Genomic DNA, 25521 nt, shown 5'->3' with positions numbered 1-25521 from the left:
TATTTAAAAATTCCTGAAAAACCATGACAACCGTAGAAAATCGCGCTAGTATCAAAGGTGGAGAATTCTTGATTAAAGATACGGAGGCATCTCAAGTGTTTATTCCCGAAGAGTTTACCGAAGAACAGTTGATGATTGCGCAATCGTGCCGTGACTTTTTGGCGACCGAAATTTGGCCACGCGTCGAAGAAATCGACAAGGCAAAGTCTCCTGAGCTGATGTCGTCGCTGCTCGATAAAGCGGGAGAGCTTGGCTTGCTAGGAACGGCAGTTCCTGAAGAGTACGGCGGATTTGGAATGAACTTCAATACATCGATGCTCGTAGCCGAAGCGACGGGAGCGGGGAACTCGTTCTCGGTGGCGTTGTCGGCGCATACGGGGATTGGCACATTGCCCATCGTGTATTACGGAAACGAAGCACAAAAATCGAACTACTTACCAAAGTTAGCTTCTGGCGAATGGAAAGCGGCGTATTGCTTGACCGAACCCGATTCGGGCTCGGATGCCAATTCGGGTAAAACCAAGGCGGTATTGAGCGAAGACGGAAAGAGCTACGTGCTCAATGGCCAGAAAATGTGGATAACCAACGGTGGATTTGCCGACGTATTTATTGTATTTGCCAAAATAGACGAAGGCGGAAAAACCGATAAAAACCTAACGGCTTTTATTGTAGAAAAGACATTTGGCGGAATTACAATGAATGAGCCTGAGCACAAAATGGGTATCAAAGGTTCAGACACGCGCCAAGTTTTCTTCAATGACTGCCATGTGCCTGTTGAAAATATGCTTTCTGACCGCGGAAACGGGTTTAAGATTGCGGTAAATATTCTCAATATTGGTCGTATCAAATTGGCGGCGGCTACCATGGGCGGAGCGAAACAAGTAGCGGCCCACGCGGTACAATATGCCAACGAACGTAAACAGTTTGGAACGGCGATTAGCAATTTTGGCGCTATTAAGCACAAATTGGGTGAAATGGCCGTGAAATTGTACGCTACTGAGTCGGCCTCGTACCGCGCAGGTCAAAACATCGACGATGCCATTGAAGACCTCAAAGCAAAGGGTGTAAACGACGCCGAAGCCAAGTTGAAAGCCTTGGAGCAATTTGCCATTGAGTGCGCCATGATGAAAGTACACGGCTCGGAAGTGCTTGATTATGTGGTGGATGAAGGTGTGCAAGTATATGGAGGTATGGGCTTTTCGGCCGATGCGCCTATGGATCGTGCGTACCGCGACAGCCGTATCAACCGTATTTTTGAAGGAACTAACGAAATCAACCGCATGTTGACGGTCGATATGATGCTCAAGCGTGCCATGAAAGGTGAACTCGATTTGATGGGGCCTGCGATGGCGGTAGCCAAAGAAATCATGTCGATTCCTGATTTTAGCAGCACCGACGATGAAGTACCATTTGCTGCTGAGAAAAAAGTGATTAAAAACTTGAAAAAAGCGGCCTTGATGGTAGCGGGTGCGGCGGTGCAGAAGTTTATGATGAAGCTTTCGGAAGAGCAAGAAGTCTTGATGAACGTAGCCGATATGGCCATTGAGATTTACGCGGCAGAATCAGCCGTTTTGCGTACCGAAAAGCTAATAGGAATCAAAGGCGAGGCGGCTTGTGCGTTGCAGAAAGATTTGGCAATGTGCTATTTGCACGAAGCTGTTGAAAAAGTAAACAGCGCAGGAAAATCGGCGATTATGTCGTTTGCAGAAGGTGATGAGCTTCGCGTGATGCTCATGGGCTTGAAACGTTTCACGAAAATTGAGCCGTTCAATACCAAAAATGCGCGTCGTCGCATTGCCGATGCGATGATTGCGGAGAACAAATACGTTTTTTAATCAATAAACATAGTTACACTTTAAGCTAAGAACCAAGTATTTGACCAAGCCGTGCTTCGATTGAAGCACGGCTTTTTTTATGAGTTCAACAACTGCCCCACTACTTCGGGGAAATGTTTGTGTTCCAGTACTTGCACTTTTTTAGCAACGTCCTCGGGCGTATCGGTGGCTACTACGGGACAAGAGGCTTGAAAAATAATGGCTCCTTCGTCGTAGCGCTCGTTGACATAATGAATCGTAATGCCCGACTCCGTCTCTTGGGCGGCTACCACGGCTTCGTGGACAAAATGACCGTACATGCCTTTTCCGCCGTATTTGGGAAGAAGAGCGGGGTGAATATTGACAATTTTGTTGGGAAATGCCTGCACCATGCTTTCGGGAATCAGCATCATAAAACCTGCCAAAACAACGAGGTCAATGGCCTGTCCTTGGAGAAGTTCAACGATGCGGGCCGACTCGTAAAAAGTGGTACGGTCGAACACCACCACAGGAACATGCAAACGCCGTGCGCGAGCAATGACGCCCGCTTGGGGGTTGTTGGTAAGAATCAACGAGATATCGACCTGGCTATCGGAAGCAAAGTGTTCAGCGATTTTTTCGGCATTAGAACCCGAGCCCGAAGCAAAAATGGCAATACGTTTTTTGGTCATGGGAGGTGAGTTTTGAGGTACTTGCGGGGGCAAAGTTAGCTTTTTGTGGGGCTTGATGTGCTATTATCGCATAGAATCGCCTAATTTCGCTCTCAGTTGTTAGTTTTGATTGATTTTTAAATACTATGCAAATTCTTGAAGTAGGCACCGATGCTGCCCATCAGCGCGAGTTTTTGATGTTACCCGTGCGGCTTTATAAAAATAATCCCTACTGGATTCGCCCGCTTGATAAAGACGTGGAGGATACGTTTAACCCCGATAAAAATAAATATTTTAAGGGAGGTGCTTGCGTTCGGTGGATTGCCGTGGACGACCAAGGGCAGACCATCGGAAGGGTGGCGGCTTTTGTCAATCAAGGAACAGTGTTGAAAGGAAACGACCAACCGACGGGTGGAATGGGCTTTTTTGAGTGCATCGAAGACCAAGCAGCGGCGTTTGCCCTTTTTGATACTTGTAAAAAATGGTTGCAAGAACAAGGCATGGAGGCCATGGACGGCCCGATTAACTTTGGCGAACGCGATCGTTTTTGGGGACTCTTGACCGAAGGTTTTGACAAAGAACCTCTCTACGGAATGGGGTATCATTTTCCATATTATCAAACATTCTTTGAAGCCTACGGATTTCAGACCTACTTCAATCAGCTTACGTTCTTTTTGCACATGTTCAAAGAGAAGTTTATGGAGCGGGTAAACATGTTGTTTTTTGAACGCGCGGAGCGGATTTTAAACAATCCAGAATTTTCGTTTAAACACATCGATAAAAAGCAGTTGGGGCAGTTTGCGGAAGATTTTCGGACGGTTTATAACAAAGCTTGGGCAAAACACCTCGGTACCGACGACATGACTCCCGAAAAGGCAAAAGCCATTATGCAGCGGATGAAGCCCATCATGGACGAGGAAATGATGTGGTTTGGCTACCGAGACGGCGAACCCGTGGCGTTTTTTATTATGCTTCCCGAACTGAATCAAATCTTCAAGCACGTCAATGGGAAACTAGATTTGATAGGGAAAATCAAGTTTTTGTACCACAAGCTTCGGAAGAAAAATTACAAAGCCTTCGGGGTAATTTTTGGCGTTATTCCTGAATATCAAGGTCGAGGAGTGGAGTCGGCCATGGCTCTGGCTTCGACGCGCGTGGCTTGGCGTCCCAATTACCAATATACCGAACTTGAATTTAACTGGATTGGCGATTTTAATCCTAAAATGGTTCGTTTTGCCGAACTTTTGGGCGGCGTACCTCACAAAATTCATACGACCTATCGTTATCTTTTTGACCGTACCAAAGAGTTCAAACGCCATCCGATGATTTAAAAGCAGTGGGGAGGGTTGCTCACAACCCTCTTTTTTTGTCGCTACGTTTGACAGCTTTTAACCAATCTTCTACTCCTTTGCGAATTTGCTTCGCCATTTTTTTGCGAAAATCATCGCCGGTCAACAGCGCTTCGTCGTCGGGATGACTCATAAACGCACCTTCTACGAGTATATTCGGATATTCGATGGGGCTATTTAGGGCAAAATTGAACCGCCCGATGTTGCCATATTCCACCAGCCCCATTTCGAGTAACCGCTCCAATACCGCTTGACTTAGTGGTCGGTAGCCAATGTGTTTGTAGTACGTACTTGTTCCACGCGTTTTGGTGGTATCTCCTGCGGCATTGTTATGAATACTAATCAACAAATCGGGTTGAAGCGCGCGGAAATGTACAATGCGGTCAGTGTTGTTAAAAAGCGTATCGTTGGTTCGGGTCATGAGCACGCGTGCCCCTTTGCCTTCCAGTTCTTTTTTGAGGTGTAAAGCGATGCTCAAATTCAGGTCTTTTTCCCATTGCTTTGAGCGCAAACCACGCGCGCCCAAATTACTGCCTCCGTGGCCTGCGTCAATGGCCACGGTAAGCTCCCCGAGTTTGAGTTTTTCGGGTTGGTGTTTGACGCGAATCACAAGGCGGCGCCCTTCGTACCCAATCCGATATCCCCAGTGTTGGCCGTGGGCTAGTTGGATGGTTATGCGCAAATGCTCATCGGCAAGTTGTTCATAATCAACGTTCTTGATTTCGGTGGCGGACTTGAACTGCGTAATCCAGTTGGTATTGGTGGTTGCGCCAAAAATATCAACGACAATCCGCGAAGGATTCATTTCTTGCCAACTCCGATACGGAAGGCGCTCCGTGAGTGGAATAGAAATATAGTCAAAGCGGTCATCGCCCCACGTTCTCCACGAAGTTGTTAAATACTGAATTGGTGGTTTGACGATGGTATCGCGACGGGTAAGGTTTTGTGGAATCCAAGCGGATAGCGTAGAAGTCAGTCGAACGCGGTATTGGTCTTTGTAACGTCCTGTTACTTTCAGCAAAACCAGTGAATCCAAATACCCCATTTTGGCTCCTCCTAGACGGTCTTCGCCCAGGCCATAATTGAGGTAGGCCAACGGGCCTTTGGTACGAACAAAAACGGCCGAGTCGGGGCGAAATTGGTAAAGTGTATCGCGAAGCTGGGCGGAACCAGTGTAGTAAAAAAAGACAAGAAAGAGGCTATAAAACAGACGGGGCATGGGAGTAAGATTTGGCTAAAAGTACGCAAAATCTTACTCCAAATAAAAAGGAAGATACCATTAGGCAGGTTTTAGCGACGATTCCCGAATGACCAATTTAGTTTCCAAACGCTTGGTTTCGAAACGGATGGTACTCTTGGGACGTTCGATTAAATCAATCAAAAATTCGGTGGCTAATTGTCCCATCTCGTAGGCAGGTTGCGTAACGGCACTGAGTGCAGGACTAAGCAAATGCGCGGAAATGAGGTTGGTAAACCCAACGATGGCAATGTCTTCGGGAATGCGTAAGCCTTCGCGTTTGATGAGCGACATCGACGAAGTAGTAAGGCGGTCGCCTGCGGAAAAAATCGCGTCGGGGCGTTCGGGATGATGAATGAGTTCGAGGACGGCTTTTTCCACTTCTTCGGGAATCATCCCACCGTGGCTACAGTACTTGATGTACGATTCTTCAATCGGTATTCCGTGGTTTTGTAGTGCCTTTTTGTAGCCCTCAAGTCGCTCGTAAGTAATTGATAACCAAGAGGGACTGGTCAGGTGGGCGATTTTTCTAAAACCTTGTTGAATCAAGTGAGCCGTGGCTTCGTAGGCACCCACAAAGTTGTCGGCGCTCACTTTATGGGTGATGTAATCTTGCGGAACGCGGTCAAAAAAAACAATCGGAAGCCCTTTGGACTGCAATTCTTTAAAGTGCTCCAAGTCGTTGCTTTCACCCGATAGTGACACGATGAGGCCATCTACGCGACGTTGGGCAAGGTACTGCGTATTGACGAGTTCGCGTTCGTACGATTCGTGATTTTGGGAAATAACAACGTGGTAGCCGCGGTTATACGCAATTGACTCCATCCCATTGATGGCTTGAGAAAAGAAGTTGTTGGCGATTTCGGGAATAATGATTCCAATCGAACGGCTTCGGTTTTCTTTTAGGCTAAGCGCGATGGGGTTGGGGCGATAGTTCATGCGTTCGGCATATTCCATCACGAGGCGTTTGGTCTCAGGGTTAATTTCATAACTCCCCCGCAATGCCCTCGAAACAGTTGAGGTCGAAAGGTTGAGTGCTTTCGCTATGTCTTTTATAGTAATCACTTCCACAGTCCTAGATGTTGGTTTTGTACAATTTATCCCCTCGATAATGACGGAAATAATTTGGAGAGGTGAAGATACACTTTTTTGTAAAGTAACTAAAAAAAAATACCTGAAAGTAAAAACTCCCCTTTTTGGCAACGTTACCGACAACGATTGCATAAAAAAAGTCAACAATTTATTTGTAATGTACTATAAAGGCGTACTAAACTTGACTACTGCTTTCTGAGTAGCTGTTGTATTAACCCAAGTTCAATTTCTAAAAAAAATTAAAATTTATTCTTAATGAACAACTTTGACTTGACGGGTAAAGTGGCGTTGGTATCGGGTTGCGATAGTGGTATCGGCATGGCTATGGCCGTTGGGCTGGCTGAAGCGGGGGCTGATATTGTGGGCGTATCGCGTTCAATGCCTTTGGAAGGAAGCGGAATTGAGCAGGCCGTCAGGGCATTGGGACGGAAATTTAGCCCGTATCAAGCAGATGTAGGAAACCGAGATTCGCTGTACCGTTTTATCAAACAAGTCAAAGAAGATTTTGCTCACATTGATATTCTATTCAACAACGCGGGCATTATTTTGAGAAACCCAGCGGCGGAGCATTCTGATGAATATTGGGATCAGGTTCTTTCGGTGAACTTGGACGCTCAATTCATTTTGGCGAGAGAATTTGGAAAAGAAATGATAACGCGCGGTTACGGAAAAATCGTTTTTACGGCTTCAATGCTCACTTTTCAGGGAGGAATCAATGTGCCAAGTTATGCCGCGAGTAAAGGTGCTATCGGAAGCTTGGTGAAAGCACTCGCCAACGAGTGGGCTTCTAAAGGAATCAACGTCAACGCCATTGCACCAGGCTACATTGCTACGGCCAACACGGCGGCACTCCGTGCCGACGAAGACCGAAGTGCGGCAATTTTGGGTCGTATTCCTGCGGCTCGTTGGGGGCAGCCCGAAGACTTCAAAGGGCCTGCGGTGTTTTTAGCCTCGTCGGCTTCGGACTATGTCCACGGAACCATTCTGACCGTTGACGGTGGTTGGATGGGCCGCTAATATTTTTATGAAACGAACAAATCGACTGAAAATAAAGAACCAAATGCAAATCAGACACGAAAGTAGCCGTAAGGAAGTAGCCCAAATGAACACCGAGGAGTTGCGGGAAAACTTTTTGATTGAAACCTTGTTTGTCCCCGACCAAATCTCGTGGGTTTATTCGCACTATGACCGCGTATTGGCGGGAGGAGTGATGCCTGTTGCCACCCACGTAACGCTCGAAACCCACGATGCGCTCAAAGCGAACTTCTTTCTGGAACGTCGCGAGTTGGGTATCATCAACGTAGCAGGAAAAGGGTCTGTAGTGGCTGATGGACAAACGTTTGCGTTGGATAAGCTAGGCTGTTTGTATCTTGGAAAAGGTACGCAGCAAGTGAGTTTTCAAAGCGAAGATAGTACAAATCCTGCGCGCTTTTTCTTGCTTTCGTCGCCAGCGCACCATACATACCCTAATCACGCTTTTACCAAAGAGGAAGCATCGCCCGTGACCTTGGGAGCACTAGAAACTTCTAATCATCGTACCATCTACAAATACATCCACGAAGGTGGGATTCAGAGTTGCCAGTTGGTCATGGGGCTCACGGTGCTTCAGCCAGGAAGTGTGTGGAATACCATGCCGTCGCACACCCACGACCGCCGTATGGAAGCGTACTGCTATTTTGATATTCCTGAAAACCATGCCGTGTTGCATTTGATGGGTGAGCCTACCCAAACGCGTCACCTGTGGGTAGCCAACCACCAAGCCATTATTTCGCCACCGTGGTCGGTACATTCTGGCTGTGGTACGTCGAGTTACTCATTCATTTGGGGCATGGCGGGTGAAAACAAAGACTTTACCGATATGGACGGAGTGCCTATTCTTTCATTACGATAACGATTGCTCACTTACTTAATTTAACTAACACTTGATATGAAAAAACAATTATTCACACTGCTGTTACTGCTGGGTTGCATGTCGGTGGGATGGTCGCAAAACCGTCGGGTGACGGGGGCCGTAACCGACAGCAATACAGGCGAAACCCTGCCAGGGGTAAGTATCTTGGTTAAAGGCTCGTCGGTAGGAACGACGACCAATACGGACGGGAAGTTTACGATTAACGTTCCCGACAAAAAAGAAACGGCGATTATTTTCAGTTTCGTAGGGTATTTGCCCGAAACGGTCGTCTTAGGCGCTCGTTCGGACGTGTCTGTTGCGTTAAAAACCGACCAAAAAATGCTCGAAGAAGTGGTGGTTATTGGTTATGGAGAAGCCATTAATCGCCGCGACCTGACGGGTTCGGTATCGTCAGTTGGCGCAAAACAATTGAAAGATATTCCGTTGACCAATGCGGCCGAAGCCCTTACAGGACGTTTAGCTGGGGTTCGCGTAACGACTTCAGAAGGAGCACCAGGCGCTGATATTCAGATTCGTATTCGTGGGGGTGGTTCGATTACCCAAGACAACTCACCGATTTATATTGTGGACGGGATTCAGGTAGAAAACGCACTTAGTTTTTTATCTCCCCAAGACATCGAAACCATTGACGTATTGAAAGATGCGTCCACCACTGCTATCTATGGAGCACGTGGTGCCAACGGGGTAGTTATTATCACCACCAAATCGGGTAAAAACGGTAAAACGACCGTTAGCTATAACGGGTCGGTCGGTTTCCGCGAAATCTTTAAAAAAATGGATGTGATGAGCCCGTACGATTTTGTGCGTTGGCAATACGAACGTAGTCGCAACGATGCCACTGCCGAAAAAAGCTTTTCGGACATGTACGGAACGTGGGAAAACATCAATCAGTACAAAACCGTTACGCCCATTGATTGGCAAGAAGAAGTGTTTGGTCGGAGAGCTCAGTACCAAAATCATAACTTGAACGTAAACGGAGGCAATGCCAATACCAACTACAACCTAAGCTTAACCGCCAACCGTGAAGACGGCGTGTTGTTAGAGTCAGGGTTTGACCGTTATTTAGCTACGTTCAAGATGGATCACAAAGCCAATGATAAGTTACGTTTAGGCTTTAACGTTCGTTATTTGAACCAGACGGTGAGCGGGGCAGGTACAACGGCAAGCGGTACCAAATCAACCAACCGCCTACGTCACTCGGTGCAATACCGTCCTTTGTTGGTAGCTGCTCAGCCAGAGGTAGATGACTTTGACGAAAACCTGTATATCTCGTCAGGAAACTTGGTGAATCCTATTTTGATGACCCAAGCCGAATACCGTAAAGCCTATACCAAAGCCATCAACTTGAGCGGCTATGCGAGCTATTCTATCTTGAAGAATTTGACCTTTAAAACAACCGTTGGTATTGATAACAACGATGCGCAAACGAACTCTTTTTGGAGCAAAATCACGGGAACGGCTCGCAACTACGCGTCGCAGCCCGTAGCGTCGATTTTACAACAAGGAACGGTGACCATCAATAACTCAAATACCTTGCAGTACGCCAAGAAGTTTGACAATAAACACGACTTGAACGTGATTGTAGGGCAAGAAATTTATCATAATGCCTCAAAGAGCACCTTGATGGAGACGCGTTATTTCCCGACGGATATTTCGGCGGAACAAGCGTTGGCCAATATGGGGTTAGGTTCTGCACCTACGGGAGCTACTCAGCCACGTCCAAGCTCTAATGAAACGCCACCTAACCGCTTATTTTCGTTGTTTGGACGCGTAAGTTATGGCTACAATGATAAATACTTAGCCACCGTCTCGTTACGTTCCGACCGCTCGACAAAATTTAAGTACGAAAATGGAGCGTTGGTATTCCCTTCGGGTACGTTGGCATGGCGCTTTACGAAAGAAGATTTCTTGAAAAATAACCAAATCCTAACCGATGGTAAACTTCGTTTGGGCTACGGGGTAGCGGGGAACAACCGTATTGGTGATTTGTTGTACCAACAATTGTACGGCGTAACGGGCGAATACGCCCTTAACCACACCGTGGTGCCAGGCTATGCGCCCGTAGCGTTGGCCAACGAAGATTTGAAGTGGGAGTCAAACGTGTCGCAAAACGTCGGTCTTGACCTTTCGTTTTTGAACAATCGCTTCCAAGTGTCGATTGATGCCTACAAAAACTCAGGAAATAACCTTCTTTTGGCCGTAGCCATTCCGCCAACGTCGGGGTATTCGTCACAAATCAAGAACTTAGGTTCGACGACCAACAAAGGGGTAGAGTTGCAGCTGAATGCGTACATTATTCAGAAAAAAGACATTACGTGGAACTCAAGCTTTAACATTTCTACCAACAAAAACACCGTAACAAGCCTTGGAACAGTAACCCAACTAACGCGTAACTCAGGATGGCAAGGCTCTGATGGTACCGACGATTACTTGGTAAAAGTGGGTGAGCCAGTAGGGTTAATGTATGGTTTTGTAACGGACGGTTACTATAAAATCGACGATTTTACGTACAACGAAACCACCAAAGCCTATACCATCAAACCAGGGATTCCTGTTAACTCAGTATATGGAGCTCCGCAGCCAGGAATGTTGAAATGGAAAGACATCGACGGCGATGGCTTGATTACGGCCGACAAAGACCGTACGGTGATTGGGAATGCAAACCCTAAATTTATCGGAGGATGGAACAACCAAGTCGTTTATAAAAATTTTGATTTGAGCTTGTTCTTGAACTGGGTTGTGGGCAATGATATTTACAACGCCAACAAAATCGAAATGACGGACGGTGCATTTCCGAGCTTGAACATGTTGTCGTTCATGAAAGACCGTTGGACCAACATCAACGACCAAGGCGCAGTAGTGACTGATCCTGCCGAATTGGCCAAAATCAATGCCAATGCGACGATTTGGTCGCCTGTGCGGGTTCAGCGTTATTGGTTGCACTCGTGGGCGGTCGAAGATGGCTCTTTCTTGCGGGTCAACAACCTAACGGTAGGCTATTCATTGCCGAATGACTGGTTGAAAAAAATCAAGATTTCGCGTTTTAGAGCGTATGCAACGGTCAACAACCTAGCCACTTTTACGAAGTACACAGGCTATGACCCAGAAGTGAATACGCGCCGTGCAGACCCATTGACGCAAGGGGTTGATTTTGCAGGCTATCCTCGGGCAAAAACGTGGGTAGTTGGGGTAAATGTAACCTTCTAACACGCACTAAAACTGATTTTAAGACATTCTAACTTTGATAGAAATGAATAAATTACTCAAAAAAATAGCCACCTTGGGAATTCCGTTTGCCATAACAATGACGATGGTGACGGGTTGCAAGGAGTTCTTGGAAGTACAACCAAAGTCTCAAATTAGCATTTCGGACGCGTTTTCTAACCTTGCCAATGCCACCAACGCTGTGATTGGTGTTTATGACGAACTCATGGGCGACAATGGCTACGGAATCCGTATCAACATGTATTATCCGTACGATTCGGACGAAATGATTGTGTCGGGAAATATCGACAACGGTCGCCGTGGTATTGGCCGTTATCAGTTGTTGTTGACCAATACCGAAATTCGTAACCCTTTTTTGCAATTGTACCGTGGGATTGAAAAAGCCAATTTGTGCATCGAACAAATTCCACAAATGGCGCTTTACAACAACGGTAGTGAAGCAGATAAAAAAGAACTACGTCGTTTGCACGGAGAAGTGCTGACGCTCAGAGCACAATTTATGTTTGAATTGCTTCGTAACTGGGGCGATGTGCCTGCACCGTTTACGCCAGCTTACAAACAAACTGATTTGTTTATACCGCAGTCTGACCGTGATGAGACGTATAAAAAACTCATTGATGACCTCAAAGTGGCTACCGACCTTGTGCCTTGGAGAACCGAAATTCCTGTGCGCAACGAACGCGTGACAAAAGGGGCGGTAAAAGCGCTTCGAGCGAAGTTAGCCATGTTTCGCGGCGGGTATTCGTTGCGTAGTAATGGTAAAATTGAGCGTAATGCCGATTACCAAACGTACATCAAAATTGCGCGTGATGAGTGCGCCGATTTGTTGGCAAAACGTACTGAACACACGCTTAACCCTAGTTTCGAGGATGTTTGGCGTAAGTTGACTTCGTTTACCTACGACCCTTACGGCGAAATTATTTTTGAAGTAGGGGCTGGAGGGTCAAATTCAACCTCGGATAGCCGCATGGGGAATTACAACGGCCCATCGGTCAATGCTTCGTCGCGTTATGGTACAGGAGGCGGTGGTCTATTAGTGTTGCCTAACTATTTTTATGCCTTTGACTCTACCGATACGCGTCGTGATGTAACGACAACATTGTATGCTGTGGCTGCAACGAACGTCAAGTCTCCGCGCCGTTTGGGTGAAATTACGGATGGTAAATTCCGTAAAGATTGGCGGAATCCATTGTTGCCAGGAACAGCCCTAAACGTAGGATACAACTGGCCGTTGATTCGTTTTGCCGATGTTTTGTTGATGTTTGCCGAAGCAGAAAATGAATTGAACGGAGGACCAACAGCGGCAGCCATTTCGGCTTTTGAAGAGGTTCGCAAGAGAGCTTACAAAGGAAATGAAACCAAAATAGGAAAAACTCCTACGGACAAAGCGGGCTTTTTTGACGCCATCGTCAATGAGCGTTATCTTGAGTTTGGGAGCGAAGGGATTCGTAAATTTGACCTGATTCGTTGGAATTTATTAGCGCAAAAAATTGCTGAAACGCGCCAAAAAATCCAAGACATTCGGGATGCCAAAGGGGCGTACGCCAACGTGCCACAGTACATTTTTTGGAGAAATAACGGGGAAGAAATTCAGTGGCAAAACTCTTTCTATAAGCCGAGTACCACCACCACAGCCCCAACGGGTTGGACGCGTTTGGATTGGCGTCAGCACCTAACGACTAACCTTATTGATGGGGTGCAATTGCACGCGGGCATTGCTCGTTTCTTTGTGACGGGTAAAAGCGAATTGTTCCCGTACGATCAAGCAACGGTGGATGCTTATCAAGGTAAGTTGAAGCAAAATCCTGGGTATTAATAATGAGAATAATATCTTTTGTTTTCTTACTATTTTGTAGCTTCATTCTGGGGTGCAAAGCAGGAACTAACTTCCCGAAAGCTCAAAGCTTTCGGGAAGTTGAAGTTCCTAAAGACAAAGCTCAAAGCTTTCGGCAAGTTGAAGTTGTGAAAGATTCAGTCGCTGAGCGGATGTTGTTGTACCAACGAAACAACGGTGGTTGGCCGCAGCCAGGAGGAGACCCCATCAATTATAACAACATTCTTTCGGAGTCGTTGAAAATCAGCTTATTGGCTGATAAAAATAAGCTGGATGCGACCATCGACGATAAAGCAACCACGCGCGAAATCAACGCGCTGGTGTCGGCTTACAAAAAGACCCAAAATGCAGTGTATTTGAAAGCCGCTGAAAATGGAATAAAGTACTTGCTGACGGCGCAAAATACCGCAGGAGGCTGGGGACAGTTCTTCCCAGATACCAGTGGATACCATAAACACATCACGTACAACGACCAAGCGATGATGGATGTGATGTGGATTTTTAAAAACATTACCGAGGGAAAAAACGATTTTGATGCAGTAAAAACCTTGATTCCCCAAGCCAAAGCCGCAATGACAAAGGGAATCGACTGCATCCTGAAAACCCAGTATGTCCAGAATGGAAAACTCATGGCTTGGTGTGCCCAGCACGACCGTAAAACCTTACTCCCAGCCAAGGCACGGGCGTTTGAGCTAGCCTCACTAAGCGGCAATGAAAGCGTAGGTATCGTCCAGTTTTTGATGGCCATCGACAACCCTTCGCCCGAAATCAAAAGAGCTATTACGTCGGCGGTGGCGTGGTTGGAATCCGTCAAAATCGTTGGAATTCGGGTGGATAACATCGTGGATGCGTCGCAGCCAAAGGGAAAAGACCGTATCGTGGTCGCCGACCCTAACTCGACCTTGTGGGCACGTTTTTACAACCTCGATACCAATAAACCCTTTTTTACGGGGCGGGATAGTGTCCCAAGGGCGACTTTGGCCGAAATCGAAAACGAACGCCGCGTGGGCTATGCCTACTATGGAAATTGGCCTGCTAAGCTTTTATCAACGGAGTACCCAAATTGGGTTCAAAAATGGGGAAATAAATAAAAACATGAGAAACGTCCTTTTGTTATGTCTTCTGTTGGCGGGGTCGGTGTTGGCTCAAACAACCCCTAAGAACCTCCTAATTGTTGCCCAAGACGGGTCGGGGGACTTTACAACCGTGCAGGCAGCATTTAATGCTATCCCGCTCAATAATACGAAAGACGTGCTCATTCGTATCAAAAAAGGGGTTTACAAAGAAAAACTGACGCTTGATTCGACCAAAAACCACGTGACTATCATGGGAGAAGACCCCGAAGGTACGATTTTGACGTACGATGATTTTTCGGGAAAAATAAACCCACAAGGCGTAAAACTCGGAACCACTACCTCCACTTCGACGCGCATCGTTGCCAACGATTTTACGGCCATCAATATCACCTTTGCCAACTCCGCAGGCCCCGTCGGGCAGGCTGTGGCTATGTTGGTCGATGGTGACCGTGCTCGTTTTATCAATTGTCGGTTTTTAGGATGCCAAGATACGCTCTATCCCAAGCGAGAAGGAACGCGGCAGTATTACCAAAACTGTTACATTGAAGGAACGGTCGATTTTATTTTTGGCTGGGCAACGGCCTATTTTCAACAATGCCACATACGCTCAAAGTTGCAAGGTGGCTACTACACGGCAGCCTCTACGCCGCAAGGACAAGCCCACGGTTTTGTGTTTAACGAATGCACGCTCGATGGCGAATCGCCCGAGGCAAGTGTGTATTTGGGACGGCCGTGGCGAGATTATGCCCAAACGGTGTTTTTGAACTGTACGATGTCGAACGTGGTGAAGCCCGAAGGCTGGCATAATTGGGATAAGGTTCATGCCGAAAAAACCGCTTTTTATGCCGAATATGGTTCAAAAGGTGCGGGTGCTATTGCCTCAAAACGAGTGGCATGGTCAAAACAGTTGACCGAAATCGAAGCCCAAAAATATACGATTTGGAAGGTGCTTGCAGGGAAAGATAATTGGAATCCGCAAGGGCCGTTGTTGACCTTTGGCTTGACCAACGTCCCTGATACTTCGTTTAACGTACCCAAAGCTTTTTCTCAACTTCAAAAACAGTACCCAAGTGCCTCTAAAGTATCCTTTCCGCTGCCAATTTCAGTAGCAGAAGAACGGAATGTGACCTATTGTTCGGTAGGTACTCGCAATTTGCAGTTAGATGTGTTTTATCCCAAAAGCAAGTCCAAGAAACCTCGCCCAGCGGTGTTGGTGATTCATGGCGGTGGCTGGCGTTCGGGCGACCGTACGCACCACGTGCCTTTGGCGCAAAAACTGGCGGAACAAGGTTTTGTAGCCGTAACAGTTGAGTACCGCCTTTCGACCGAAGTCTTGTACCCCGCTGCCGTTCATGACTTGAAAGCGGCGGTACGTTGGATGCGTGCCAATGCCAAAAAATACCAGATTGACCCCAATAAAATTGCCTCTTTGGGCTTTTCGGCGGGAGGGCAATTGGCGGCTTTGCTGGGGACAACCAACGATAATCCCGCTTTTGAGGGAAGCCAAGGCGAGTACATGGCTTTCTCAAGCCGAGTCAACGCCATTGTTGATTTGGATGGAACCTTGGCCTTTATTCATCCCGAATCGGGAGAGGGCGACGACAGTAAAGGAATTTCGGCCGCTACGTATTGGTTTGGCTACAACAAAACCCAAAAGCCTGAGCTTTGGCACGAAGCAGGCGCCCTCAATCACGTGGACAAAAACACGCCTCCTATTTTGTTTGTGAATAGTTCCGTAGATCGTATGCACGCTGGTCGTGACGACATGCGACGAAAACTGGATGCACTTCATATCTATTCCGAAGTCCATTCTTTTCCCGACGCGCCGCATACATTTGTACTGTTTCATCCGTGGTTTGAACCCGTCTTGAACCACAGCGTTCGGTTCTTAAACAAGGTTTTTGAAACGAAAATTAAATAGCCTTTTTTAACCAAACCATAGTTTCGTATTTTTTCGAGAAAGGGAGCGCTCTGCTCCCTTTTTTATTGCTACTAAATAGGGTTAAAGTTCTATTCAAGCAGACAGTTCAGGAGGGTTAGTTTTTTTAAAAAAAGTATAATTGTCATCAGGTTTCGGAGGGTAATTCTTGAAAAATTGCAAAAACCCCTTAAAATGGCTCAAAAAGCCCTTTTTCAAGAACCCACCTCAACACAATGAAGCTCTGATGAGTCCATTGGCGGAGAAAAACGATAAATGACCTCAAAAGAAAAAAGGAAATCCTTTCATTTGTTTTTGTTTTTATTGCTTTTTTCTTCGTTTGTCGGGAGTAGTTAACCAAAAAAAATAACACAATTAGCTTTTGTTTTCATGGTAATCCAACGTTTTTTTATTCCTTTTTTCTTCTGCTTAGTCGTTACTCAAGCTGCTTTTTCGCAATTGGCCAAATGGCAGTCGGGAGTAGTGGTAGATGAATTTGTTTTTGAAACAGCACCTTTCCCTGAAAGCCACGCTTCAACCATCGCCGAAACGCCCAAAGGGTTGGTCGCGGCTTGGTTTGGGGGGACCAAAGAACGTAATCCCGACGTATGTATTTGGGTGAGTCGTCAAGTAAATGGTAAGTGGACCGCTCCCCAGAACGTAGCCGATGGCGTGGTCAACGACAAACTTCGCTATGCGTGTTGGAATCCCGTTTTGTACCAAATTCCGAAGGGCGACTTGATGTTGTTCTACAAAATTGGCCCAAGCCCGTCGGAATGGAAAGGCTGGTTGAAGACCTCTTCGGACGGTGGCCTTACGTGGTCAGACGCTAAAGCCCTGCCCGAAGGATTTTTAGGCCCGATTAAAAACAAGCCCGTGTTGCTTTCCAACGGAAATTTGATGAGCCCAACCAGCACCGAAGGCAAAGGCGGTTGGCAAATTCATTTTGAGGTAACGCCCGATTTTGGCAAAACGTGGCGAAAAATAGGCCCCATCAACGACGGCAAAACCCTCAACGCCATTCAACCGAGCATTTTAGACCACGGCAAAGGCAAATTGCAGATATTGGCGCGCAGCCGAAACCGCGCATTAGTGGAAGCATGGTCAAATGACAATGGCGAGACTTGGTCGGAATTGACTAAATCAAGTTTACCCAATAACAACTCTGGTACTGATGCTGTAACGCTCAAAGACGGCCGTCATGCGCTGGTTTACAATCACGTATTGCCTCCAGGGGATTTGGCCAAAGGCCCTCGTACGCCCTTGCATCTTTCTGTTTCAAAAGATGGGAAAAAATGGGCCGCAGCGGTGATTTTGGAAGATTCGCCCATTAGTCAGTATTCGTATCCGTCGGTGATTCAGACGTCCGATGGGATGATTCACGTGATTTATACGTGGCGTCGCCAACGCATCAAACACGCGGTGGTCAACCCCAAGAAGCTAAAATTAGTGCCTATCAAAGACGGCCAATGGCCCGCTTTGGAGGGCTATAAAGCGCCCCAACCAATTGAAGCCGCGAAAGAGTAATAATTTGAAAATGTGATAATTCGGCAATTTGAAAATGATTTTAGTTACACCATTTTCAAATTACCCAATTAACCGAATCCTCTAATAACCATAAATAAGTACCCATGCTCACCCATCGTCGTCAATTCCTGAAACAAAGTAGTGTGCTAATTGCAAGTATGCTATTGGGAGGGACGCGTGGGTGGGCGGGTTCAAGTCTCCGTTACAAAGTAGCGGTGGTGGATTTGATGATTTTGAAACGCCAAAAATTAAGTGCTTTCCAGCTAACCAAAGAGATTGGCGCCGACGGTGTAGAAATCGACATGGGAGGTTTGGGTAATCGGGAAACCTTTGATAGCCAATTAGCTAGGCCAGAAGTGCGCCAGCAGTTTTTGGACAAAGCCAAAGAGCTTCAACTGGAGATTTGTTCGCTGGCAATGACGGGTTTTTATGCCCAATCGTTTGCGACGCGCCCCACTTACCAGCGCATGGTGCAAGACTGCATCGATACCATGAAGGCCATGAATGTGAAAGTGGGCTTTTTGCCATTGGGTGTTCAGGGAGATTTGGTACAAAACCCCGAATTACGCCCTGCCATCGTAGAACGACTCAAAGTAGTAGGGCAAATGGCCAAAAAAGCAGGAGTGGTGATTGGCATCGAAACGTCGTTGGATGCTCAAGGCGAAGTAGAACTTTTGAAAGAAATAGGTTCAAAACACATCCAAATCTATTTCAATTTTTCCAATCCGCTCAAGGCAGGACGTGATTTGATGAAAGAGCTTAAACTACTGGGTCGCAAGCGCATTTGCCAGATTCATTGTACGGATGAGGATGGCGTTTGGCTTGAGCATAATACCCGCCTCGACCTTAAAAAAGTAAAACAAACCCTCGATGAGATGAAATGGGAAGGCTGGCTGGTTATTGAGCGTTCCCGCGATGCCAAAGAGCCGCACAACGTCAAGAAAAATTTTGGAGCAAATACCCAATACATCAAGTCTGTTTTCCAAACCTCTTAAACGGATGAAAAAACTCCTTTTTCATATCCTTCTACTTCCTTTTTGGGGGTACGCACAGGACTACCAACTGTGGTACAATACTCCTGCCGAAAAATGGACGGAAGCGTTGCCCATTGGCAACGGCAGAGTGGGGGCAATGGTGTTTGGAGGGGTAAAAAAAGACCGTATTCAGTTCAACGAAGAAACCCTCTGGACGGGCGAGCCACGTAACCCAAACCGACAAGATGCGGCGAAGTACCTAGCCGAAATCCGTCAGTTGTTGGCCGAAGGAAAGCAAAAAGCCGCCGAACAACTGGCCGAAATACATTTTATGGGGCTAAAAACCCAAGAAGGCAAAAAAGAACAATGGACGGCTGACATGCTGGCCTTGAAGGGCTTGGTGGGCAATCCTGCGTTGATGGACTTTGATGATGCCCGCTGGGAAACCATGCCTGTGCCTTCCTACGAAGGCTGGGAAGCCATTGGTTTTGAAGGGTTGGATGGAGCCGTTTGGTTTCGTACGACCGTTGACGTTCCTGCCAACTGGCAAGGGAAAAGCATAGTGCTGGACCTAAACCGCGTTCGTGATTATGACCTGACGTACGTCAATGGGCAATTGATTGGAACTACCAACAGCCTTGACCCTAGAAAATACCGCATCCCTGCCAATTTATTGAAACCAGGCAGCAATGTGATTGCCATTCAGGTGATTAACTTTTTTGACAAAGGTGGAATTGCAGGTTATAAAGATACTTCGCGGCCCATCGGGTTGTATCCTGAAGACGAACCGACTGCGTTGATTTCGTTGGTAAAACCGTGGAAATACAAAATTCAGGACGAAAATCCCCCTGCGACACCCAAATACCAGGCCGATTATCAGCCGTTTGGGGATTTGACGTTGACGCTTTCAGATTTGGGCGAAATCAGCGATTACCGTCGCGAGCTTCGTCTGTCGGACGCACTTTGTAAAACCAGCTTTCGCACCAACGGAACGCATTTTACCCGAACGTATTTTGTGAGTGAACCTCAGCAAGTCATGGTTGTTCGCTTAGAAGCTGACCGCAAAGCCAGCTTATCCCTCACGGCTGCGTTGAGCAGTCCGCACAAAGGCTACTTACTTCGCCGCCTGGACAAGCATACGTTGGCATTGTCGGTAAAGGTAAAAAATGGCGCGTTGAAAGGAGAAAGCTACCTGACAGTGCAGTTGCAAAATGGCACGCTTAAATGCACCGACCAAGGCATTGAAATTGAAAAAGCCGACAACGTCACGTTTTACCTAACAGCAGCGACGAACTACGTCAATTACCAAGATATTTCGGCCAATCCCGTAGCGTTGTGTCAACAAACGATGACGAAAATTGGCAAAAAAACGTACGAAGAAATACTAACAGCGCACAGTAAAGAATACCAATCGTATTACCAAACGTTCTCGATTGATTTGGGTAAAAGCGCCGCCGAAAACCTACCAACCCAGCAACGACTTGCACAGTTTGGCCAAACCCCAGACCCTGCCTTGATGGCGTTATACGTACAATATGGTCGTTATTTGCTGATTTCGAGTTCACGCCCCAAGACCCGCCCCGCCAACTTGCAGGGGATTTGGAACGACTTATTAGCGCCGCCCTGGGGAAGTAAATATACCACGAACATCAACGCCGAGATGAACTATTGGGGAGCCGAAGTGCTGAACCTTTCGCCGTTGCACGAGCCGTTGTTGGAAATGATCAAAGAATTGTCGGTAGCAGGGCAAGAAACGGCTCGCACCTACTACAACGCGCGCGGCTGGGTGGTGCACCACAATACCGATATTTGGCGCAATACCACCCCCATCAACGCCTCCAATCACGGTATTTGGGTCACGGGGGCGGCGTGGCTTTGCCAGCACCTGTGGGAACACTACTTGTTTACCCAAGACCGTGAATTTTTGCAAAAAACCGCCTACCCGATGATGAAAGAAGCGTCGGCGTTTTTTGTGGATTTTTTGGTCAAAGACCCCAAAACAGGTTGGCTGATTAGTACACCTTCCAATTCGCCCGAAAACGGCGGGCTGGTGGCAGGGCCAACGATGGATCACCAAATCATTCGCGGATTGCTTAAAAGCTGCATCGCGGCGTCGGAAGTACTAAAAACTGACGATGCATGGCGCAAAACCTTGCAAACTACCTACGCTCAAATTGCCCCTAACCAAATTGGGAAATATGGGCAGTTGCAAGAATGGCTCGAAGACAAAGACGATACCACCAACAAACACCGCCACGTATCGCACTTGTGGGGGCTACACCCAGGTAACGAAATCAATTGGGATGAAACACCTGAGGTGACCAAAGCCGCCCGCCAATCGCTGCTGTACCGTGGCGACGAAGGGACAGGCTGGAGTTTGGCGTGGAAAATCAACTTTTGGGCACGTTTTAAAGACGGTGAACACGCCCAAAAAATGGTCAAAATGCTGTTGCGCCCTGCTTCGGGAGCAGGCGGGTCGTACGCCAACTTGTTTGACGCCCACCCACCGTTTCAGATTGACGGCAATTTTGGTGGCTCGGCAGGCATCGTCGAGATGTTGCTACAAAGCCACACCAAGTACATTGACCTCCTCCCTGCATTGCCCCAAGACTTACCCAAAGGAAATATCCGAGGCATTAAAGCGCGTGGTGGTTTTGAACTAGATGTGAGTTGGAAACAAGGCAAACTCACCTACGTAAAAATCACGTCTGTGGCGGGAAACCCTTGCACCCTTCGCTACGCTGGGAAAGTACGAGAGTTGGTTATCCAAAAAGGGCAAACGATTGAATTGAAAGAGTTTTAAATAAATATAACTAATTGAAAATGAAAAGACTGTTGTTTGTTTTCTGGGTTGTAGCCACGACTGCATTGGGGCAAGCCAACGACAAAGAAATCGCGTATGAACAAGTAGTAATGCAGCGTGCCCAAAAGATAGTGGCGGCGTTGCAACTGCCTGATTCTGCTCAGTTCAAACGGGTAAGCCACCGCGTAGCCAAGCAATACCTCGATTTGAATACCCTTCACGAAGGCGTAAAGGCGGCTAAAAAAACGTTGACCGACCCGTCGGAAGAAAAAACAAAACAGTTGGAGGCAGAAACGAACGCTCAACTGGGGCAATTGCACAAAAATTACTTGGCCGACCTTGCCAAAGAACTTACGCCCGCCCAAGTGGACCAAGTGAAAGACGGAATGACGTACGGGGTATTGCCCAAAACGTACCGTGGCTACCAAGAAATGCTGCCCGATTTGACCGAAACCCAAAAAGTCCAAATCCTAACGTGGCTCACCGAAGCCCGCGAGTTGGCCATGGATGCCGATACGTCGGAGAAAAAACATGCGTGGTTTGGCAAGTACAAAGGAAAAATCAACAACTACTTATCGGCCCAAGGAATTGACATGAAAAAGGCGGGTCAAGACTGGGAAAAACGAATCAAAGAAGCAAAAAACAAATCCTAATGCCCGTGTAAGCGGTTGCTCACAACCGCGCCTCTATGCACGTGATTGCTCACAACCACGCCTCTGTGTAAGCGGTTGCTCACAACCGCGATTGAAAAATACCAATTACTAAACCTCAATTTAAGTTCACAACTAATCCAATTACTCTTCAATGAATCCTTTTTTACAAACCAAACTAACATGGGACAAAAGCCTCGCCAAGGCATGTCTCACGGCGGTAGTAGCTGTTTGTTTTATGGGAGTTTCCTACGCTGAAAAACACGGAGGAACTGCCCCAAAAACAACCGTGAAAACGGCCGCCATTACCGTAACAGGAAATGTAAAGGACGCTGCTGGGCAACCCATTCCAGGGGCCAACGTGATTATCAAAGGTTCAAAAGTAGGAACATTTACCAACGGCGAAGGGAATTTTAAAATTGATGTACCCAAAGGGAACGAAATCTTGGTGATTAGCTCAGTAGGGTATAAAGTGCGCGAAGTGGCCGTCAATGGCCAAACCAATATTAACTTAACCCTCGACGATGACGTGGCTTCCATCAGCGAGGTAGTCGTAGTCGGTTATGGGTCGCAGAAAAAAGTGAGCCTTACGGGAGCCGTTGCTGTTGTTGACATGAAAGCCATTCAAGAACTGCCCGTCGGGAGTTTGTCGGCGGCGTTGCAGGGGCAAATGCCAGGGGTAGGCGTTTCGGGAGGAATGGGCCGCCCAGGGGACAATGCCCAGCTGACGGTTCGGAATCCAATTATTTTATCTAAAGACGGTGGTACGCTACGCCCTTTGTTTGTGATTGACAACGTGGTACGAACCGAGGATGATTTTAACCTTTTGGACGTATCAGAAGTGGAAGCCATTTCGGTCTTGAAAGATGCCGCAGCGGCTATTTACGGAGCGCGTTCTAACCAAGGGGTAGTGGTAGTAAGTACCAAACGCGGAAAAGCAGGTGCCCCGAAGTTTAGCTACAGTGGTTCGGTAGGGGTATCGGATGCAGCTATGTTGCCCAAAATGATGAATGGGTATGAACATGCTACCTACATGAACGACCTTAATTTTGCTGGAGGAAAGACCGCTACCGACCCATTGATTTATACCCAAGACGAACTCGACCATTTTAAACAAAACAACTACGATTGGTTAAAAATGGCGTGGAAACCGTCGTCAGTGATGCGTCATGCGCTTAATGTGAGCGGAGGAAGTGAGCGGGCTACGTACTTTGCGGGTATTACGTACAATGCCCAAAATGCCAATTTCGACAAGATTAACGCCAACAAATGGACCTTCCGAGCAAGTGCAGATATTACCGTGGCAAAGGGCTTGAAGACGGGTTTGTCGTTGAGTGGTGATTTGTACGACAAACAAATGTATTACCTCAAACAAGGCGGCGAAAACCCCGAAAACGACATGAAGTCGTTGCTATATACACCGCAGTTTAATCCGCCGTATATCAATGGCCTGCCTGTGTTGTTATCAAATGCCAGCAACGTAAACACGGTTGACGCGTTTCACTTTTTTGAAGTACAAAATTCTGACAATTTTACTCGTACGCGCAACACGGGCTTGAACGTAACGGCTAATATTAACTACGAAATTCCGTTTATCAAAGGCTTGAAAGCCCGCGTATTGTTTGCCAAAACCCTTGATAATAGCTTCGGAAAGCAATACGGGACGAAGTACAATGTCTATGCGTTCAGTATGTTAGGCCAGAATAAGCACATTTACGGAGGCGATATTTTACGGACGGTTTCTATGAACAACGGCGACCGTGTACGCATCAACCCAAGTTACAATGACACGTACCAATTTAACGGCTATTTGAACTACGACCGCCAATTTGGGAAACATCATGTTTCGGGAATTGCCTTTTTTGAACAATCAGAAACCAACTACGACAACGTAGCCGCCATGGCCGAAGGTGTCATCATCGGCGGGCTGCCCAATATGCGTTATGCCACAGGTACTCAAACGGCTTCTGAAAGCCAATCAGAGTCAGGAAACTTGTCGTATGCAGGTCGTATCAATTACAATTATGGCAATAAATATTTGTTAGAAGTTGCGGCACGCTACGATGCTTCTACCAACTTTGCTCCCGAGTATCGTTGGGGCTTTTTCCCGTCGGTATCGGCAGGTTGGGTGATTTCGGACGAAAATTTCTTCAAAAACAACGTGTCTTTTGTGGACTTCCTGAAATTCCGTGGGTCGCTTGGGTTCATGGGGGGAGATGCCACCAAAGCCTACAACTGGTTGACGAGTTATTCTATCCAAACGGGCAAAGGAGCCGTATTTGGCGGAAACAGCGACCGTCCGTTGATTATTTCTCCTAACAACGCCATGGCCAACCGTCAGGCACGTTGGGATAACAACACCAAGTACAACTTCGGGATTGATGCTCAATTCATGAAAAATCGCTTGTCGCTGGGGTTAGATGCCTTTTATGACCATCGTTACAACATGCTTACGGCTCTTACGTCGTCGGTGCCGTTGCTCGTTGGGGCTACTCTTCCGTCGGAAAACTATGCGTCGGTCGATGGTTTTGGTTACGAAATTTCGTTGGGCTGGGCTGATAAAATTACCAACGACTGGACGTATAAAGTCAATGCGTTTTTGTCATGGAGCGATAACAAACAGTTGATTGTGGATGTGGACAAAGGTAAAATTGGCACTTACGAAGACCCCATCGGAAAATCTACTGACATGGGCGTGCAAGGCTACCAGTATGCGGGGATGTTTCGTACGCAGCAAGACGTGGACAGCTGGTTGGAGAAAAATCCAGGTTATACCATTTTCGGGGCTGCTCCCAAGCCAGGAATGCTTTATTATCAAGACGTGAGAGGCCCCAAAGATGCAACAGGACAATACACTGCTCCCGACGGGAAAATTACGACGGATGACCAGTTGTTCTTAACCAAAAAAGCAAATAATCATTACGGATTAGGTTTCAACGTAAGCACTACCTACAAAAACCTGTCGGTCTCGGTCGTAATGGGAGCGTCGTTTGGTGGACAAGGGGTAGTTGAATCAACGGCACGTGCGCAAGCGACCTTGACGGCCAATCGTCCGCAGTTTTGGACTGACCACTGGACGCCCGAAAACACCACAGCAACTTACCCAAGCCCTTACTATAAAGATACCTATCAGGTTCAATCCGATTTTTGGTTTGTCAATGCTTTTACCGCGGGTATGCGCAACTTCAACGTATCGTATGGATTACCTGCGAAGGCCGCAAAAAAATTGGGTATGAGCAACTTGAAGGTATATCTGGTGGCGGTAAATCCGTTCAATTTCTACAATCCATACAGCTACAAAGTGTACTCAGGAAGCTACGATGCGTATCCAACGTTGCGCTCGTTCTCGCTGGGTGTTAACCTTGGTTTGTAGTGAAAGTGCAGTGGTTGCGGCTGCTTACAACCGCGCCATAACCTGTTAGTAATGAACAAAAAAGGTGGTTCGCCACAAAACAAATGA

At 47.1% G+C, this 25521-nt stretch carries 16 protein-coding genes; 13 read left to right on the top strand and 3 right to left on the bottom strand.

Annotated elements, in window-relative coordinates:
* Positions 1-23: 23 nt before the first annotated feature.
* Positions 24-1835, top strand: a complete 1812-nt coding sequence (locus FHS57_RS22365; RefSeq protein WP_183977564.1) for an acyl-CoA dehydrogenase FadE — start codon at positions 24-26, stop codon at positions 1833-1835.
* Between the two features lie 77 nt (positions 1836-1912).
* Here FHS57_RS22365 and purN read toward each other — a convergent pair whose 3' ends face one another.
* Positions 1913-2485 (bottom strand): phosphoribosylglycinamide formyltransferase, encoded by a 573-nt coding sequence (gene purN, locus FHS57_RS22360; RefSeq protein ID WP_183977563.1) that lies wholly within the window; start codon positions 2483-2485, stop codon positions 1913-1915.
* A gap of 125 nt (positions 2486-2610) precedes the next feature.
* Between purN and FHS57_RS22355 the strand changes: the two genes are divergently transcribed.
* Positions 2611-3795 carry a hypothetical protein gene (locus FHS57_RS22355; RefSeq protein WP_183977562.1) on the top strand — a complete coding sequence of 395 codons (1185 nt, stop codon included), beginning with the start codon at positions 2611-2613 and terminating at the stop codon, positions 3793-3795.
* A gap of 19 nt (positions 3796-3814) precedes the next feature.
* Here the strand turns inward: FHS57_RS22355 and FHS57_RS22350 are convergent, their stop codons facing one another.
* Positions 3815-5032 (bottom strand): N-acetylmuramoyl-L-alanine amidase, encoded by a 1218-nt coding sequence (locus FHS57_RS22350; RefSeq protein WP_183977561.1) that lies wholly within the window; start codon positions 5030-5032, stop codon positions 3815-3817.
* Between the two features lie 60 nt (positions 5033-5092).
* Complete coding sequence (locus FHS57_RS22345) at positions 5093-6121, bottom strand: LacI family DNA-binding transcriptional regulator (protein ID WP_183977559.1); 1029 nt, start codon at positions 6119-6121, stop codon at positions 5093-5095.
* Positions 6122-6397: 276 nt separating this feature from the next.
* On the opposite strand from FHS57_RS22345, the gene kduD reads away from it, so the two are divergent.
* The 11 genes from kduD to FHS57_RS22290 all read left to right on the top strand — a co-directional run bounded on the left by kduD (position 6398) and on the right by FHS57_RS22290 (position 25434).
* Positions 6398-7159, top strand: coding sequence for a 2-dehydro-3-deoxy-D-gluconate 5-dehydrogenase KduD (gene kduD / locus FHS57_RS22340; RefSeq protein ID WP_183977557.1), 762 nt, complete (start codon positions 6398-6400; stop codon positions 7157-7159).
* Positions 7160-7202: 43 nt separating this feature from the next.
* Entirely contained in the window at positions 7203-8033 is an 831-nt protein-coding gene (kduI, locus tag FHS57_RS22335; protein ID WP_183977555.1) for a 5-dehydro-4-deoxy-D-glucuronate isomerase, read from the top strand.
* A 36-nt stretch (positions 8034-8069) separates the two neighbouring features.
* Entirely contained in the window at positions 8070-11261 is a 3192-nt protein-coding gene (locus tag FHS57_RS22330) for a SusC/RagA family TonB-linked outer membrane protein (protein WP_183977553.1), read from the top strand.
* Positions 11262-11304: 43 nt separating this feature from the next.
* Positions 11305-13095, top strand: a complete 1791-nt coding sequence (locus tag FHS57_RS22325) for a RagB/SusD family nutrient uptake outer membrane protein (RefSeq protein ID WP_183977551.1) — start codon at positions 11305-11307, stop codon at positions 13093-13095.
* 2 nt (positions 13096-13097) lie between these two features.
* On the top strand, positions 13098-14204 hold the full coding sequence (gene pelA, locus FHS57_RS22320; protein WP_183977549.1) for a pectate lyase: 1107 nt from the start codon (positions 13098-13100) through the stop codon (positions 14202-14204).
* Positions 14205-14208: 4 nt separating this feature from the next.
* Entirely contained in the window at positions 14209-16110 is a 1902-nt protein-coding gene (locus tag FHS57_RS22315; RefSeq protein ID WP_183977547.1) for a pectinesterase family protein, read from the top strand.
* 387 nt (positions 16111-16497) lie between these two features.
* Positions 16498-17634, top strand: a complete 1137-nt coding sequence (locus tag FHS57_RS22310; protein ID WP_183977544.1) for a sialidase family protein — start codon at positions 16498-16500, stop codon at positions 17632-17634.
* 104 nt (positions 17635-17738) lie between these two features.
* A complete protein-coding gene (locus tag FHS57_RS22305; RefSeq protein ID WP_183977542.1) occupies positions 17739-18629 on the top strand; it encodes a sugar phosphate isomerase/epimerase family protein in 891 nt (296 codons plus the stop codon).
* A 4-nt stretch (positions 18630-18633) separates the two neighbouring features.
* A complete protein-coding gene (locus FHS57_RS22300; RefSeq protein WP_183977540.1) occupies positions 18634-21411 on the top strand; it encodes a glycoside hydrolase family 95 protein in 2778 nt (925 codons plus the stop codon).
* A gap of 20 nt (positions 21412-21431) precedes the next feature.
* Complete coding sequence (locus FHS57_RS22295; protein WP_183977538.1) at positions 21432-22064, top strand: DUF3826 domain-containing protein; 633 nt, start codon at positions 21432-21434, stop codon at positions 22062-22064.
* A 151-nt stretch (positions 22065-22215) separates the two neighbouring features.
* Positions 22216-25434 carry a SusC/RagA family TonB-linked outer membrane protein gene (locus tag FHS57_RS22290; RefSeq protein WP_183977536.1) on the top strand — a complete coding sequence of 1073 codons (3219 nt, stop codon included), beginning with the start codon at positions 22216-22218 and terminating at the stop codon, positions 25432-25434.
* Positions 25435-25521 lie beyond the last annotated feature (87 nt).

The sequence above is a fragment of the Runella defluvii genome (assembly GCF_014195535.1).
GTDB lineage: Bacteria > Bacteroidota > Bacteroidia > Cytophagales > Spirosomataceae > Runella > Runella defluvii.
Note: the sequence above shows the minus strand (reverse complement) of the source record. Positions and strands in the feature narration are given on the sequence as shown.

Bases quoted from the DNA above. Each gene is read 5' to 3' on its own strand.
- FHS57_RS22295 (WP_183977538.1), top strand. From the start codon at position 21,432: ATGAAAAGACTGTTGTTTGTTTTCTGGGTTGTAGCCACGACTGCATTG.
- FHS57_RS22365 (WP_183977564.1), top strand. From the start codon at position 24: ATGACAACCGTAGAAAATCGCGCTAGTATCAAAGGTGGAGAATTCTTG.
- FHS57_RS22355 (WP_183977562.1), top strand. From the start codon at position 2,611: ATGCAAATTCTTGAAGTAGGCACCGATGCTGCCCATCAGCGCGAGTTT.
- purN (WP_183977563.1), bottom strand. From the start codon at position 2,485: ATGACCAAAAAACGTATTGCCATTTTTGCTTCGGGCTCGGGTTCTAAT.
- FHS57_RS22300 (WP_183977540.1), top strand. From the start codon at position 18,634: ATGAAAAAACTCCTTTTTCATATCCTTCTACTTCCTTTTTGGGGGTAC.
- FHS57_RS22310 (WP_183977544.1), top strand. From the start codon at position 16,498: ATGGTAATCCAACGTTTTTTTATTCCTTTTTTCTTCTGCTTAGTCGTT.
- FHS57_RS22330 (WP_183977553.1), top strand. From the start codon at position 8,070: ATGAAAAAACAATTATTCACACTGCTGTTACTGCTGGGTTGCATGTCG.
- FHS57_RS22350 (WP_183977561.1), bottom strand. From the start codon at position 5,032: ATGCCCCGTCTGTTTTATAGCCTCTTTCTTGTCTTTTTTTACTACACT.
- kduD (WP_183977557.1), top strand. From the start codon at position 6,398: ATGAACAACTTTGACTTGACGGGTAAAGTGGCGTTGGTATCGGGTTGC.
- pelA (WP_183977549.1), top strand. From the start codon at position 13,098: ATGAGAATAATATCTTTTGTTTTCTTACTATTTTGTAGCTTCATTCTG.
- kduI (WP_183977555.1), top strand. From the start codon at position 7,203: ATGCAAATCAGACACGAAAGTAGCCGTAAGGAAGTAGCCCAAATGAAC.
- FHS57_RS22305 (WP_183977542.1), top strand. From the start codon at position 17,739: ATGCTCACCCATCGTCGTCAATTCCTGAAACAAAGTAGTGTGCTAATT.
- FHS57_RS22325 (WP_183977551.1), top strand. From the start codon at position 11,305: ATGAATAAATTACTCAAAAAAATAGCCACCTTGGGAATTCCGTTTGCC.
- FHS57_RS22290 (WP_183977536.1), top strand. From the start codon at position 22,216: ATGAATCCTTTTTTACAAACCAAACTAACATGGGACAAAAGCCTCGCC.
- FHS57_RS22315 (WP_183977547.1), top strand. From the start codon at position 14,209: ATGAGAAACGTCCTTTTGTTATGTCTTCTGTTGGCGGGGTCGGTGTTG.